Source organism: Halomonas sp. OfavH-34-E (assembly GCF_024124525.1).
GTDB classification, from domain to species: domain Bacteria; phylum Pseudomonadota; class Gammaproteobacteria; order Pseudomonadales; family Halomonadaceae; genus Halomonas; species Halomonas litopenaei.
Map to the genome: position 1 here is coordinate 100,845 of NZ_JAMXRY010000006.1, position 14,492 is coordinate 115,336.

Here is a 14,492-nt window from a genome sequence, read left to right on the forward strand (position 1 = left end):
GAGGTTGTCTTAAGGCCTTACTACAAGGGACCCACCCCGACCCATGCCGCCCATCTTTATTACCTACCCGCAGGTCGCCCAGGCCATACAAGGAGTACACACGCCCTGGCTCGTCGTCCTGTCGTGTCTGGTGGCACTGGTATCGGTGTATTCGGCCATGGCCGTCGGCGAACGCGTTCACTCTGCGCGATGGCAACATCGACGCAGGGCCTGGTGGCTGGCCGGTGGCACCATGATGGGGCTAGGCATCTGGAGCATGCACTTCACCGGCATGCTCGCCTATCGTCTGCCCTTTCCCGCCCATCATGGTCTGTGGCTGACCCTGGCTTCTTTGCTGCCGGCGGTGGTCGCCGGCCTGATCGCCGTGGCGGCGATGGCTCGCAGGGGACTGTCCACCACGCGCAAGATCATCGCGGGATGCCTGCTGGGGCTGGGTATCGCCACCATGCACTACACCGGCATGGCAGCCATGGAGGCGCCTGCCAGCATGCGCTTCGCTCCCATTCCCTTGCTGCTGTCACTGGTGATCTCGCTGCCCTTTGGTATCGCCAGCATCTACAGCTTCCATGCGTCCAGACATTTGCCCCGCGTGCAGGGCATTCGCCTGGGCAGCCTGCTGGCAGCAGTTTTCGCCGCCCTGGCCATCTGCAGCATGCACTATTCGGCCATGATGGCGGTGTACTTTCTGCCGGACCCAGGCTGGCAGGCGACGGCACCAATGGCCCATCACGGCTCGCTACTGGCCACCGCCGTCGCCGTGCTGTCATTTCTGTTTGCGGTGGCCACCCTGGTCACGGTGCTTGTCGACAGGCGACTACAGGACAGCGCCATGCGCATGCAGGTCTCACGCCGCCAGTTGGTGGATGTCATCGAATCGATGCACGATGGCGTCGTACTGCTGGATCAGCGTGCCCGCATGATCATGTGCAACCACGCCTTCGAGACCCTGACAGGAGTGCCCCACACCGACCTCCAGGGCCACTCGATGCTCAAGCTCAACACCCTGCTGCGGCTCGATCAGCATCGCAGCCAGGTACTGCGCTCGCTGCGAGAAAATGGCGCCTGGATCGGCGATGTCGAGGTCCGACACCGCCAAGGTCGCCGCTTCCCTGCGCGCCTGAGCATCAATCGTGTACGCGCCGACGAGGAAGGAAGTGGGCATTTTGTCGCCACCCTCAGCGATACCTCCGCCCACCATGACGCCCAGCAGCATATCCGTTACCAGGCCTATCACGACGGTCTGACCACCTTGCCCAATCGCAGCTCGCTGCAGGAGCGCATCCACGCCCTGCAACTGGCCAGCGACATCAGTGGCCGGCACATCATGTTGCTGCTGGTGGATATCGACAACTTCAAGGGCATCAATGATGCCCTCGGTCAGGCCACCGGGGATCGCCTGCTCAAGGCGCTGGCGGCCCGTCTCAGGCCCTGGGCCAGGCAAGCCAACGATCTGGCGCGGCTGAGCAGCAATGAATTTGCGCTGCTCTACGACGGTCTCTCGGTCTCCCCTGAGAATGCCATGGGGCAGGCCAGGGAAAAGGCACGCAGCGTACTGGAATCCTTGAACGGCGACTATTCGCTGGCCGGCGAGCGCCACAGCTGCCGCGTCAGCGGCGGCTACCTGTTGTTTCGTGGCGGTGACCTCGGCGTCAGCGAACTGCTCAAGCGCGCTGGCCTGGCCCTGCTCGAGAGCAAGAGCGAGGCCGCCCAGCGTCCTTGCGCCTTTGAAGCCAGCATGGTCGAGCGCCTGAATGCTCGACTCAGGCTCGAGCGACAGCTCAAGGACGCGGTCGTCGGCGAGCAATTGCGCCAGTACCTGCAGCCTCAGGTCGATCACCAGGGCACGATTACCGGCGCAGAGGTACTGCTGCGCTGGGAGCATCCGGAGCTGGGGCTGGTCTCGCCGAGTGCCTTCATCAGCCTGGCCGAGGACACCGGCCAGATCATCGAACTGGGCAACTGGGTGCTGCGCAAGACCTGTGAGCTGCTGGCCGACTGGCAACACGACCCCCACAGAAGCGCCTGGACCCTGTCGGTCAACGTCAGCGCCCGGGAATTCCAGCGCGCCGACTTCGTCACCGGCGTGGAGAGGGCCCTGACGGATACCGGGGCGCCTGCAAGCCAGCTGACCCTGGAGCTCACCGAGTCCTTGATGCTGGGTGAGGCCTATCCGGTCATCGATACCCTGACCCACCTGCGCACCCTCGGGGTGCGCTTCGCCATCGATGACTTCGGTACCGGCTACTCCTCTCTGGCCTACCTCAAGCGCCTCCCGCTGGACAGCCTGAAGATCGATGTGGCCTTCGTCCGCGATCTGACCGATGACCCCACTGCGGCTCCCATCGCCCAGACCATCATCGCCCTCGCCCAGACCCTGCAACTCGGTGTCATCGCCGAGGGTGTCGAAACCGTGGAGCAGCAAAAGCGGCTGCTGGAGCTGGGCTGTCGTTCATTCCAGGGTTACCTGTACTCGAAGCCCCTTCCCCTCCATCAATTCCTGGCCCTGTCGTCGCGCCGCCGACTGCCGGCAGGTGGATCGGCGATGCCACTGCTTCAGGGCTGACGATTTCTCTGACATGGGCATATGCGAGAAGGTCTCGACGCGGGTACGCCTCTTCCCGCGGAACACCTCTACGTGAGGTATCACCTTTGCTGAACTTGCATTACCGCCACCAATTGGCAAGATGGACACCCTGACCCGAGGCGACTCCATCCCCCATGAACGACCCCCTCAACCACGACGAACGCGCATCGCTGATTTCCCCGGAAAGCCACGTCGAGGGGTTTCGCAAGGCACGAGACGCCCGCCGCACCGAACTGATCGAAGACTACGTCGAGCTGATCTCGGATCTGATCACCGACGGCGGTGAAGCGCGCCAGACCGATATCGCCCGCCGCCTGGGCGTCGCCCAGCCCACCGTCGCCAAGATGCTAAAGCGTCTCGATGACGAGGGCCTGATCATCAAGCGCCCCTACCGCGGCATCTTCCTGACCGACAAGGGCAAGGCCCTGGCCGATGCCAGCCGCGAACGACACCAGATCGTCGAAGCCTTCCTGATCAAGCTGGGCATCAATCCCGAAACCGCGCGGGTCGACGCCGAAGGCATCGAGCACCATGTCAGCGCCGAGACCCTGGCCGCCTTCGAACGCTTTCTGAAACGCTGACGCCATCGCCGGAGCCCATCAGGCTCCGTGCCCCCCCTCTGCCAACACTATGCCAGCCCTCAGCCAGCCCCTGGCCACCTCCAGGCTAGTGGGCCTGTCGGTGCGCTCCAACGCGCGAATAGCCTGACTCGATCACCTCGATTAGCGCTCTACGCTTGACGCGAGGGGCCTTAGGCGCCAAAACTTAGCCACGTCTATAAATGATAGCCAAATAGCACTTCGGTGCTGCTTGCGCGTCGTTCTTGCCCCGAGGAGCCCTGTTCATGCGTCGTTCAGCCCCGGCTTCGGCCCTGCTGACCCTGGCCTCGCTGGCCGCTCTGACCACCACCCAGGTTCACGCCCAATCCGACGCCGCGAAGACGCAGGCGCCGCTGGATGTGGTCGTCACCGTCGGCATGCTCGGCGATCTGGTCGAGCAGGTGGGCGGCGACTGCGTCGCGGTCAACACCATGATGGGGCCGGGGATCGATCCCCACCTGTACCAGGCCAGCGCCCGCGACGTGCACGATCTCGATAAGGCCGAGCTGATCCTCTACAGCGGCTTTTCACTGGAGGGCCAGCTCGGCAAGGTGTTCGATCGATTTTCCCGGATCAAGCCCACCGCCGCGGTAAGTGAACAGGCCGTCGGCGACGACCAACTTATCCACACCCAGGACGCCTATGGCGTCGACCCCCACCTGTGGATGGATGCAGGACTCTGGGCCCGGAACGTTCCGGTCATCGCTGAACTGCTGGGAGAGCAGCGTCCGCACTGTGCCGAGGCCATGCAGCAGCGCGCCGAGGCCTACCAGGCGTCACTGGCCGAACTCGATGACTGGATTCAGGCCAGCATCGACAGCATCCCGGCCGAGCAGCGCATCCTGGTGACCGCCCACGACGCCTTCGGCTACTACGGACGCGCCTACAGCATCGAGGTGGCCGGCATCCAGGGGCTATCCACCGCCACCGAGACCGGCGTGGCCGATATTCGCCGCATGGCCGAGCTGGTGGTCGAGCGTGGCGTTCCCGCCATGTTCGTCGAGAGCACCATCAATCCGCGCACCGTCCAGGCGGTGATCGACGCCGCCGCCGATCAGGACCACCGGGTCGAGATCGGCGGTCAGCTCTATTCCGACGCCATGGGCGCCAAGGGCACCCTGGAGGGTACCTACATCGGCATGCTCAAGAGCAACACCGAGCATATCGTCAGCGCCCTGGGCGGTCAGCCCGCTCCCTTGCCTGAGGCCCTCGCGGCGCAGATCGCCTCCGCCAGCCAGGACGCCGACCAGTGAACACCACCACCCCGCAGCGCTTGAACGCCACCGCGAGGTCGACAGGAGCCACACCATGAGCGAGCAGCTCCACGAACCCGACCTGGCCCTCCACGTGGAGGACCTGACGGTCAGCTACCATGGCAAGCCGGTGCTGTGGGACATCGATTTCGACGTACCGCCCGGTGTCATGGCCGCCATCGTCGGCCCCAACGGCGCCGGCAAGAGCACTTTGATCAAGAGCATCCTCGGCCTGGTGCCCAGCGTCGCCGGCCACGTCACCCTGCATGGGCGCCCCTACCGCCAGGCGCGGCGGCGGGTCGGCTACGTGCCCCAGCGCTCCACGGTGGACTGGGACTTTCCCACCACCGCACAGGACGTGGTCGGCATGGGCCTCTACGGCCGGCTGGGCTGGCTCAGGCGGCCCGGCCGCCGCGAGCGACACGAGGCCATGCAGGCGCTGGAGATGGTCGGCATGGACGGCTTTGCCGATCGCCAGATCAGCCAGCTGTCCGGCGGCCAGCAGCAGCGGGTGTTCCTGGCCCGGGCGCTGGTTCAGAAGGCCGACGTCTACTTCCTCGATGAGCCCATGGCCGGTGTCGACGCCACCACCGAACGCGCCATCGTCGACATCCTGCGCAGGCTGCGGGACCAGGGCAAGACGGTGATCGTGGTCCACCACGACCTGCAGACGGTGCGCAGCTACTTCGACTGGATGCTGATGCTCAACGTGCGAGTGATCGCCCAGGGGCCGGTCAACGACGTCTATACCGCCGACAACCTGCGCCGCGCCTACGGCGGCCAGATCGCCCTGCTCGACGATGTCACCGGCGCCATTCCCGCCGAGCGCGAGCTCGCCGGCCAGCGCCCCGAGGCGCGCCCGCAGGAAAGTCGCGAAGAGGTGCCGAGATGAGCCTGAACGCCCTGCTCGGCGACTACACCCTGCAAAACGTGGTGATGGGCGCGGCGATGCTGGGTCTGGTCAGCGGCGTGCTCGGCTGTTTCGCGGTGCTGCGCAAGCAGAGCCTGCTCGGCGATACCCTGTCCCACGCGGCGCTACCCGGTGTCTGCCTGGGCTTCATCATCGCCGGGGGCCGCGAGATGGGCAGCATCCTTGCCGGCGCGCTGTTTACAGGCTCCTTGGCGGCGCTGGTGATGCTGCTGCTGACCCGCATGAGCCGGCTCAAGACCGACGCTGCCCTGGGCATCTCGCTCAGCGTGTTCTTCGCCATAGGGGTGGTGCTGTTGACCTATATCCAGGGCACCGGCAACGCATCCCAGGGGGGGCTCGACGCCTTCCTGTTCGGCCAGGCCGCCGCCACCCTGCGCAGCGACCTGTGGATCATGGCCGGCGTCAGCGGCGTGGCGCTGGTGCTGGTCGGTGGGCTGTGGAAGGAATTCAAGCTGGTGTCCTTCGACGCCGAATTCGCTGCCACCCAGGGCCTGCCGGTCACACTGCTCGAGGCCTTGATGACAGTGATGATCGCCCTGGCCGTGGTGGTCGGCCTGCAGATGGTCGGCGTGGTGCTGATGGCTGCCATGGTCATCGCCCCGGCGGTGGCGGCGCGTCAGTGGGCCAACAAACTGGAGACCATGGTCATGCTGTCGGCGCTGTTCGGTATCGTCGGTGGCGTCACCGGCGCCTTGATCAGTGCCCTCGGTCCGGGGCTCGCCACCGGGCCGCTGATCATCCTGAGCCTGTCCAGCGTGGTGCTGGTATCGCTGCTGTTTGCGCCTCACCGGGGCTTTGTGTGGGAAATCCTCAAGCTTCAGCGTGATCGGCGCCAGCTACGTCACCAGAGGGTGCTCACCACCCTCTACCAGCTCGCCAGCCACCACGCCGATCGCCAGTATCGCTCCGAGAAACGCATGGTGGACGCCTACCTGGGCACCGACAGCCGGCGCGCGCTGGAGCGCTTGACCGCCCGTGGCCTGATCACCCAGCAGACCCCGCCGTCCCACGAACCCGGTGACCACAAGCGCTGGGTACTGACGCCGGAAGGCTGTCGCGAGGCCGAACGCATCCTCGATGACCTGGGCCGGGGAGGCCGCGCATGATGGCATCGCTGTTCAACAATATTCCGCTGATGATCATGCTGGTCGGCGCCCTCGTCGGCATCGCCTCCAGCCTGGTCGGGACCTTTCTGGTACTGCGCGGCACCAGCATGCTGTCCGACGCCATCGGACACTCCATCGTCTTCGGCATCGTGGTGGTGTGGTTGCTGACCCACCAGGCCAGCGGCCCGCTGCAGATCATCGGTGCGGCGCTCACCGGCATCTTCACGGTGTTTCTTACCGAGCTGCTGGTGTCGACCCAGAAGGTCAAGAAGGACGCCGCCATCGGTCTGGTGTTCCCGGTGCTGTTTTCCCTCGGGGTCCTGCTGATCAACCTCTACGCCAGCGACGTGCACATCGATGCCCACACCGTGCTGCTCGGCGAGATCGGCTTCGTGTGGCTCGACACCCTGCCTATCGGCGGTGTCGAGGTGCCCCGGGCGCTGGTCTCCATGGGCGCCATGACGGCGCTGAACCTGGCCTTCGTAGCGGCCTTCTACAAGGAGCTGAAGCTCGCCACCTTCGACAGCGCCCTGGCCAAGGCGCTGGGCTTCGCGCCGACCGCGCTGTTCTATGCGCTGCTGCTGTTGACCAGCGGCACCGCGGTGGCCGCCTTCGACGCTGTGGGCGCGGTGCTGTTCGTGGCCTTTGTCATCGTGCCGCCCTCGGCGGCCTACCTGCTCACCGACCGGCTGTGGAAGATCTTCGTCTACGCCTCGCTGATCGCCGCCGCCTCCAGCGTCTCGGGCTACTATCTGGCGGTGGCCTGGGACGTCTCCATCGGCGGCATGATGGCGGTGATGACCGGCGTCTTCCTCGCCCTGGCCTTCCTCCTCGGCCCGCGCTACGGCGTCTTCGCTCAATGGCTCGAACGTCGCCGCCAGCGCGAGCTGAACGAGAGCCGTACCCTGATGGTGCACCTCTATCACCACGAGGACGGCCCGGAGAAGGCGGTAGAAAACGTCACCATGGCGCTGCGTGATCACCTGATGTGGGACCCCGCCCGTGCCGAGCGGGTGGTGGAGCGCTCGCGCCAGCGCCATCTGGTCGTCCAGGAGGGCGAGCGTCTGCACCTGACCCAGGCCGGACGCAACCTGGCCCGGGAGATACTCGAGCCCGGCGCCAAGGCCGAGACCGGGGCCTGAAGCACCGCGCGGACCCGGATACGCCTCTGGCAGCGACATAAGCCCAGCTAGCGCAACAAAAAGGGCGGCCAATGGCCGCCCTTTTCGTGTTCCAACTACCGGTAGCAAAATCGCTTACTGGGCCTGGCGAGGGTCCGGCCAGGCCAGACCATCCTCAGATCTTGATGTCGTAGTCCACGTACTTGTGCATCAGCTCGTCGTAGGTGCCGTCTTCCTTGATCTCGGCCAGGGCCTGGTTGAACTGCTCGGCGAGCTCCTTGTCGCGGGGACGGAAGGCCACCGCCACACCATGGCCGAAGTACGACTTGGGCTCACGGATCAACTCGGAGCTGACCACCACCTCGCTGTCGGCCTCGTCCACCTGCAGATTGGCCAGCGCCAGCGGGTAGTACATGAAGGCGCTGTCCAGGCGTCCGGTCTTGACGTCCAGCGCCAGGTCCTCGGCGGTGGCGTAGCGACGAACCTCCATGATGTCGCCATAGGTGTCGGTGATGAAGCGATCGCGGATGGTGCCGCGCTGTACACCCACCGTCAGGCCTTCGAGGCTGTCACGATCGTCGGGGTCGATCTGCTGGTCGCGCAGGGTCACCCACACGCTGGGGTTGGAGTAGTAGGGTTCGGAGAACAGCACCTGCTGTCTGCGCTCCTCGGTGATCGCCATCGATGACATGATGGCGTCGTACTTGCGCGCCATCAGCCCCGGGATGATGCCGTCCCAGCTCTGCTCGACCCACTCGCACTGGCGCTGGATGCGCCGGCACACCTCTTCCCCGAGTTCCACCTCGAAACCGGCAAGGGTGCCATCGGGAAGACGATACTCGAAGGGCTCGAACGGGATATCCACCCCCAGCTTGAGTGGCTCATCCGCCTGAACGGTGGTGGAAGCAAGGGCGGAGAGCCCGATCAGGGCGCCAAGCAGCAGGGGGCGGGAAAACGATCGCATCCGTGAGATTCCTTTTTTGCGTTATGGTTATTGATCTATGCCTTTTGGGCCTGATGAGTCTGCCACTCTCCGCCTGCGCCGCCAAGCCACTTGCAGGACAATGACAGACACCGCCCCACCACGACCAAGGAATTCCGATGCTCAACGGCCGTGCCCTGGCCTATCTGTGTGAAGTGCAGCGCCGTGGCTCGCTGCGCGCCGCCGCCGTCCACCTCAATGTGGACGTTTCGGCCATCAGCCGATTGATCCGGCGCCAGGAAGAAGAGCTGGCGACGCCCCTGCTGACCCGCCACCCCGACGGCGTCTCGCTGACCGAAGCCGGGCGCCTGCTGGTCGACCACCATCGCGCCCAGTGCGACGCCGAAAGCGCCACCCTGTCGCGGCTCAACGCCCTGCAGAGCCTGAACAGCGGGGAGGTCCGTCTGGCGGTGGGCGAAGGCTTCATCGCCGATCTGATCAACGCCCCGCTGCAGACCTTCATGACCGCCCACCCGGGCATCGACATCGTGGTGGTGATGGCCGGCGTCAACGAGGCCATGGCCCTGATCCGCGATCGCGAGGTGGACCTGGCGCTGCTTTATGCCCCACCGGTGGACCCGACGCTGCACTGCCATGTCGAGCGCCGCCACCCGCTGGACCTGATCGTACCCGCCGACCACCCGCTGACGCGGCGCCAGACGCCGCTGACCCTCTACGAGATCAGCGACTGGCCGCTGGCGCTGATGGACAACCCCTTCGGCATGCGCCAGATGGTCGATCAGGTGGCCCACCAGGAGCGCCTGCATCTGACCTCACGGCTGCACACCAATTCGGTGGCGGTGCTGAAGAACTTCGTGCGCTCCGGGATCGGTGTCACCTTCATGCCGGAACTGACCGTTGCCGACGATATCGTGCAGGGGCTGATCCGGGTGTTGCCGCTGGCCCATCCGGTGCTCAATGGTGCCCGCGCCCAGATCGTCAGCCGCCAGGATCGACCGCTCTCGGTGGCCGCCGAGGCGTGCCTGTCCCATCTCAGACGAGGCATGCGCTTCTTTCAGGATGACGCCCCTCGCGTCAAGGCAGCTTGCCGCTACTGAGGCGTTGCCTGAAGATCAACGCCATAGGGTTTGATTAGTCAACGCGACAACGCCTAGTCTCGATATCGACTTGCAACGATGCCGTTTTACAACAACACGACAACACCGGAGAGTCCCATGAGCCTGTTTCGTCCCCTTCCCCTGGTCGCCGCCCTGTCCACCGCTGCGGCGCTGAGCCTGTCGGCCGCTTCGGCGCTGGCCGCCACCACCGTCAACCTGAGCTACAACGGCGCCCCGGATCCGGACAAGAACGCCGTCCACGTCTTCGCCACCAACCTCAAGGAACTGGTGGAAGAAAAGACCGGCGGTGAGCTCGAGCTCAAGCTCTACCCCAACAGCATGCTGGGTGAAGAGCAGGAGCGCATGGAGCAGACCATGGCCTCGCCGAGCCTGAACATCGCCTCCTTCGCCGGCATGTCGCCGATCGTTCCCGAGGTATTCGTCAGCGCCATCCCCTTCCTGTTCAAGGATTTCGATGACGCCCGCACCTTCTTCGACGAAGGCGCCTACTGGCAGGCGGTGAAGGACGATCTCGAGGGCCGCGCCGGACTTGAGCTGCTGGCGGTGGTCGAGGAAGGCGGCTTCCTGGCCTTCACCAACGACAAGACACCGATCGCCGAGCCGGCCGACTTCGAGGGCCTGCGCTTCCGCGCCATGGACCCGAGTCAGGTGGCCCTGTACGAAGCCTTTGGCGCCTCCGGCACCCCGATCCCCTGGACCGAGGTCTACATGGCGCTGAAGACCGGCGTCGCCGACGGCCAGATGAACCCGCCGATGTACATCATCCTGGGCAGCCTGTACGAGGTGCAGGACTACCTGACGCTGGCCAACATCCAGTACTCCGACCAGTTCCTGGTGGGCAACGCCAGCATGATCAACGGCTGGGATGAAGAGACCCAGGCGGCCTTCCGCGAGGCGGTGGCCGAGGCCAACCAGCTGGCTCGTGAGCACAACCAGGCCAAGGTCGACGAGCGCATCACCTACCTCGAGGAGCAGGGCATGGAGGTCATCCGTCCCAGCGCCGACCAGCTCGAGGCCTTCCGCCAGCAGGGCCAGCCGGCCTATCTGGAGTGGCTCAAGGATCAGAACATCGAGCAGCGCTACATCGACATGGCCCTGGATGACGCTGGCGTCGAGCTCAGCAGCGAATAACCGCTAGACCGTGCTCAGGCCCTGGCGGGCCTGAGCCAGACAGCCCAAGCAAGCGCCTGGTGGCCATACCCGTCGACCAGGCGCTGCCCAGAGCGCGGCTGCCTTGAGCCCCTCTAAACTGGGACTTTTCACTAAAGCCCGGTCGCTGGAAAGCCTCAATCTCCGGATAATCCTCGATTGGATGCTGCCCGAGGGCGCTCCGCCGATCTTCACCCCTGCCGTGGAAGCCTTTGCCCATGTCCTGGTCACTTGCCCACTCTCCGCCGCTGATGGCCCTGCGGCGACTATCGCTATGGGTCGCCAGCGCCCTGCTGGTGATCGACTTGCTCGCCATGCTCTACGGCGTGCTCGCGCGCTACCTGGCCGGCGGCGCGCCGATCTGGACCGATGAGCTGGCCCGCTACCTGATCATCGGCGCGGTGATGCTGGCGCTTGGCAGCGTCTGGATCGAGGGCGGCCATATGCGTGTCGCCCTGATCGAGCGGCTGATTCCGCGCCTGGCCAGCAGGCTGCTGTCCTGGTACCAGTGGCTGTTGACCCTGGTGCTGGCCATCGGCGGTGCCTGGTTCAGCTTCCAGTACGCCCAGTCGGTGGCCATCTTCCAGAGCCAGGGGCTTGGCATCAGCCGCGCGGTACCGGTGATGTCCGTGCCTATCGGGTTCGCCCTGCTGGCGCTGATGGCGCTGTGCCACGGGCCTCACCCGCTGCCCACCCTGGACACCGAGGAGCCGCACTCATGACCCTCGCCATGCTGGCGGTGTTTATCATCCATGTGCTGCTCGGCCTGCCACTGTTCATCTCGCTGCTGGCCACCGCGGTGGTCGGTTTTGCCTTCGTCGACCTGTCGATGATCCCGCGCATGATGCCCCAGCAGTTCTTCGGCGGCATCGACGCCTTCTCGCTGATGGCCATCCCGCTGTTCATCCTCGCCGGCAACCTGATGAACGCCTCGAAACTGACCGACCGGCTGATGGCCCTGGCGCGCCTGCTGGTGGGCCACCTGCGTGGCGGCATGGGCCACGTCAATGTGGTCTCCAGCGTGTTCTTCGCTGGCGTCAACGGCTCGGCGGTGGCCGACACCTCGGCGCTGGGCTCGCTGCTGGTACCGGCCATGCGCAAGGAAGGCTACTCCACCGCCTTTGCCGCCGGCCTCACCGCCGGCAGCTCGCTGATCGGGCCGATCATCCCTCCCAGCATCTTCATGATTCTGTACGCCTCTCTGACCAATACCTCGGTGGGTGACCTGTTTCTGGCAGGCGTCATCCCCGGGCTGCTGCTGGGCGCCGCCTTCATGGGCATGAACGCCGTCTACGCCAGGCGCAAGGGCCTGCCCAGGGGCGATGGCTGGCCCGGGGCGCGCCAGCTGGGCATCGCCGCCCTGGGGGCGCTGCCCGCGCTGATGGCGCCCTTCCTGATCGTCGCCGGCATCGTCATGGGCCTGGTCACGCCGACCGAGTCGGGCGCGCTGACCGTCGCCTATGTGGCGCTCTACGGCGTGCTTGCCGGCAACCTGAGCCTGGCCGGGCTGTGGCGGGCCTGCGTGGACACCACCCGCCTGACGGCGGCGATCTTCGTGATCATGGCCGCTTCCAGCACGGTGAGCTGGCTGTTGTCCTACGCCCAGGTACCCAACCAGTTCGTCGAACTGCTGACCCCCTACGTCGACAACCCGGTGGTCATCCTGCTGCTGCTGAGCCTGATCACCTTCATCACCGGCATGTTCATGGAGGAAGTCTCGGCACTGATGCTGCTGACGCCGATCTTTGCCCCGGTGGCAATGATGGCGGGTATCGACCCGGTCCATCTGGGCATCATCATCACCCTCAATATCACCATCGCGCTGATCACGCCGCCCATGGGTGCCTGCGTCTTTGTCGCCGCCGCCGTCAGCCGGCTGGAGATCACCGCGCTGTTTCGCACCATCTGGCCCTTCGTGGTCATCGCCCTGCTGGTCCTGGTGGCACTGATCCTGGTGCCGTCACTGACCCTGTGGCTCCCGACCACCCTGGGATGAGGCAACCATGACCCAAGATCGCTCTTCTCGTGATGCCTGCCGCGATCCGCGCCACACACCGATCCCCCTCGCGTCGGAACCGGCCTGGTCGCAGCTACGCCAGATTGCCATCCAGGGGCTCGACGAGCCGCTGGTGCCGATGAGCCTGGCACCGGCGCCGGTAAAGGTATTTCCGGCCTACGCCCGCCTCGGCATCCCCGGGGCGATCAACGAGTGCTATGTGCGCGAAGGCGTCTACCGCCGGGTGCTCGCCGCGGCACGCTCGCTGCCCCAGGGCGTTGGTTTGATCGTGCTCGACGGCTGGCGCCCCTGGCGGGTCCAGCAGTACCTGTTCGAGACCTTGATGGAAGCGATTCGCGGTAATCACCCCGATATCGCCGAAGATGAACTGCTCGAGCGCACCCGGGAGTTCGTCGCAGAGCCGAGCACCAGCCCGACCGGCCCCAGTCCGCACTTGAGCGGTGGCGCGGTCGACGTGACCTTGTGCGATGAAGACGGCCTGCCGCTGCCCATGGGTACGCTGTTCGACGAGGCGATACCGGCCTCCCACACGGCCTTCTACGAAGCCAAGGAGGCCCCCAGCGCGACCGAACGTGAGGTCCGCGACAATCGCCGCCTGCTCTACCACACCATGGCCGCCCAGGGCTTCACCAACCTGCCCAGCGAATGGTGGCACTTCGACTTCGGTGACCAGCTATGGGCGCACTACGGCGGCCACCCCCAGGCGCTATACGGCCCGGCGGAACTCGACACCATCGAGAATCGCTGGCGGCGCCAGCTCTAGGGAAATGACTCAGCGCAGCGCCACAGCCTCGAGGGGGCCAGCGAACCACTGCTGGCGCAGGCCACGCTGCTGATCGAGGATCAGCGCGAGGTAGTCGCGCAAGGGGTGGGCGGCGGGCAGACGCGCGCAGTGGCGTTCGAGTGCTTTCTTGTACGGTAGCTGCTCCGCGCGTTGGTGCTGTGAGTCGGCCTCGTGCGCTAGCCAGGAAAGGCGTGGCAGCAACATCCCGTCAGCGCCGCTGGAAAGCGCTTCGCGAACACCGGCAGCGTCGAAGTCGCCCAGATACAGGTGCGGTCGCTGGTCGCGAAAGCGCCGCCCCCAGGCCACCACCAAGTCATCGAAGCCCTTGCGATAGATTTTATCACCGCGATAGACCACCAGCGGATTGGCGAAACCACCCAGCTCCGCCTGCGTCACTTTCAACTCATGGACGCTATCCAGATTCTCCACCTGTACCAGGGCGTCGAAGGCGGCAAGCTCAAGCGTTCGCCCATCTACCTCAAGGGTCTCTCTCACAACTGCCGGAAACCCGGGGCGATGCTGGGTGCTTGGTGCGCTCACCAGCACCCGATAGCGTCGGGGTGGCTCGCGCACGTTCTTGTCTTCCCGGATCCCGAGCTTCGCCTGTTCGACCGTGGACAAGCCACTCAGCGACTGCCCCAACCCCGGCTGCTTGAGGCTGTCGAGCATGGCATCAATGTCGGCCAACAGACGCCGGTCAAAGCGCAGCGTCTTCCCCCAGCGATAGCCATCCAGCCAAATATCGTGGGCGTCGCACCAGGCCTCGATATTGGCAATAGCTGCAGTCTCGCGCTTGCGCTCGGTGCGGGGGGAGATATCCAGTTCTCCCTGAATGTTCTTCAGGACATTGCGCGCACGGTTACTCAGTTCGATCACGTATCACCTCT

General features: G+C 65.3%; 13 protein-coding genes. 11 read left to right on the plus strand and 2 right to left on the minus strand.

What is annotated here, in order from left to right:
* The first annotated feature begins 43 nt into the window (after positions 1-43).
* From NH448_RS04460 to NH448_RS04485, 6 genes are all read left to right on the plus strand, one after another.
* On the plus strand, positions 44-2,563 hold the full coding sequence (locus tag NH448_RS04460; protein WP_045993174.1) for an EAL domain-containing protein: 2,520 nt from the start codon (positions 44-46) through the stop codon (positions 2,561-2,563).
* A gap of 155 nt (positions 2,564-2,718) precedes the next feature.
* On the plus strand, positions 2,719-3,165 hold the full coding sequence (gene mntR, locus NH448_RS04465; RefSeq protein ID WP_045993173.1) for a manganese-binding transcriptional regulator MntR: 447 nt from the start codon (positions 2,719-2,721) through the stop codon (positions 3,163-3,165).
* Between the two features lie 263 nt (positions 3,166-3,428).
* Positions 3,429-4,436, plus strand: coding sequence for a zinc ABC transporter substrate-binding protein (locus tag NH448_RS04470; protein ID WP_052704379.1), 1,008 nt, complete (start codon positions 3,429-3,431; stop codon positions 4,434-4,436).
* 55 nt (positions 4,437-4,491) lie between these two features.
* A complete protein-coding gene (locus NH448_RS04475; RefSeq protein ID WP_045993172.1) occupies positions 4,492-5,328 on the plus strand; it encodes a metal ABC transporter ATP-binding protein in 837 nt (278 codons plus the stop codon).
* The gene (locus tag NH448_RS04480) at positions 5,325-6,473 is read left to right on the plus strand and encodes a metal ABC transporter permease (protein ID WP_045993171.1); all 1,149 of its coding nucleotides are present in this window, start codon (positions 5,325-5,327) and stop codon (positions 6,471-6,473) included. The genes NH448_RS04475 and NH448_RS04480 overlap by 4 nt, the downstream gene beginning before the upstream one ends.
* Entirely contained in the window at positions 6,470-7,615 is a 1,146-nt protein-coding gene (locus NH448_RS04485) for a metal ABC transporter permease (RefSeq protein WP_045993170.1), read from the plus strand. The genes NH448_RS04480 and NH448_RS04485 overlap by 4 nt, the downstream gene beginning before the upstream one ends.
* Before the next feature lie 154 nt (positions 7,616-7,769).
* Here the strand turns inward: NH448_RS04485 and NH448_RS04490 are convergent, their stop codons facing one another.
* Positions 7,770-8,558, minus strand: a complete 789-nt coding sequence (locus NH448_RS04490) for a transporter substrate-binding domain-containing protein (protein ID WP_045993169.1) — start codon at positions 8,556-8,558, stop codon at positions 7,770-7,772.
* Between the two features lie 137 nt (positions 8,559-8,695).
* On the opposite strand from NH448_RS04490, the gene NH448_RS04495 reads away from it, so the two are divergent.
* From NH448_RS04495 to NH448_RS04515, 5 genes are all read left to right on the plus strand, one after another.
* The gene (locus NH448_RS04495; RefSeq protein WP_253028449.1) at positions 8,696-9,634 is read left to right on the plus strand and encodes a LysR family transcriptional regulator; all 939 of its coding nucleotides are present in this window, start codon (positions 8,696-8,698) and stop codon (positions 9,632-9,634) included.
* A gap of 117 nt (positions 9,635-9,751) precedes the next feature.
* Positions 9,752-10,786, plus strand: a complete 1,035-nt coding sequence (dctP, locus tag NH448_RS04500; RefSeq protein ID WP_045993167.1) for a TRAP transporter substrate-binding protein DctP — start codon at positions 9,752-9,754, stop codon at positions 10,784-10,786.
* A gap of 236 nt (positions 10,787-11,022) precedes the next feature.
* Positions 11,023-11,526 (plus strand): TRAP transporter small permease, encoded by a 504-nt coding sequence (locus tag NH448_RS04505; RefSeq protein WP_045993166.1) that lies wholly within the window; start codon positions 11,023-11,025, stop codon positions 11,524-11,526.
* On the plus strand, positions 11,523-12,800 hold the full coding sequence (locus NH448_RS04510; protein ID WP_045993165.1) for a TRAP transporter large permease: 1,278 nt from the start codon (positions 11,523-11,525) through the stop codon (positions 12,798-12,800). The genes NH448_RS04505 and NH448_RS04510 overlap by 4 nt, the downstream gene beginning before the upstream one ends.
* Before the next feature lie 7 nt (positions 12,801-12,807).
* Complete coding sequence (locus NH448_RS04515; protein WP_204248955.1) at positions 12,808-13,584, plus strand: M15 family metallopeptidase; 777 nt, start codon at positions 12,808-12,810, stop codon at positions 13,582-13,584.
* Between the two features lie 9 nt (positions 13,585-13,593).
* Here the strand turns inward: NH448_RS04515 and NH448_RS04520 are convergent, their stop codons facing one another.
* A complete protein-coding gene (locus tag NH448_RS04520) occupies positions 13,594-14,481 on the minus strand; it encodes a hypothetical protein (RefSeq protein ID WP_052704378.1) in 888 nt (295 codons plus the stop codon).
* Positions 14,482-14,492 lie beyond the last annotated feature (11 nt).

Coding starts and splice junctions, on each gene's coding strand:
- NH448_RS04460 (WP_045993174.1), top strand. CDS start 44: ATGCCGCCCATCTTTATTACCTACCCGCAGGTCGCCCAGGCCATACAA.
- mntR (WP_045993173.1), top strand. CDS start 2,719: ATGAACGACCCCCTCAACCACGACGAACGCGCATCGCTGATTTCCCCG.
- NH448_RS04470 (WP_052704379.1), top strand. CDS start 3,429: ATGCGTCGTTCAGCCCCGGCTTCGGCCCTGCTGACCCTGGCCTCGCTG.
- NH448_RS04475 (WP_045993172.1), top strand. CDS start 4,492: ATGAGCGAGCAGCTCCACGAACCCGACCTGGCCCTCCACGTGGAGGAC.
- NH448_RS04480 (WP_045993171.1), top strand. CDS start 5,325: ATGAGCCTGAACGCCCTGCTCGGCGACTACACCCTGCAAAACGTGGTG.
- NH448_RS04485 (WP_045993170.1), top strand. CDS start 6,470: ATGATGGCATCGCTGTTCAACAATATTCCGCTGATGATCATGCTGGTC.
- NH448_RS04490 (WP_045993169.1), bottom strand. CDS start 8,558: ATGCGATCGTTTTCCCGCCCCCTGCTGCTTGGCGCCCTGATCGGGCTC.
- NH448_RS04495 (WP_253028449.1), top strand. CDS start 8,696: ATGCTCAACGGCCGTGCCCTGGCCTATCTGTGTGAAGTGCAGCGCCGT.
- dctP (WP_045993167.1), top strand. CDS start 9,752: ATGAGCCTGTTTCGTCCCCTTCCCCTGGTCGCCGCCCTGTCCACCGCT.
- NH448_RS04505 (WP_045993166.1), top strand. CDS start 11,023: ATGTCCTGGTCACTTGCCCACTCTCCGCCGCTGATGGCCCTGCGGCGA.
- NH448_RS04510 (WP_045993165.1), top strand. CDS start 11,523: ATGACCCTCGCCATGCTGGCGGTGTTTATCATCCATGTGCTGCTCGGC.
- NH448_RS04515 (WP_204248955.1), top strand. CDS start 12,808: ATGACCCAAGATCGCTCTTCTCGTGATGCCTGCCGCGATCCGCGCCAC.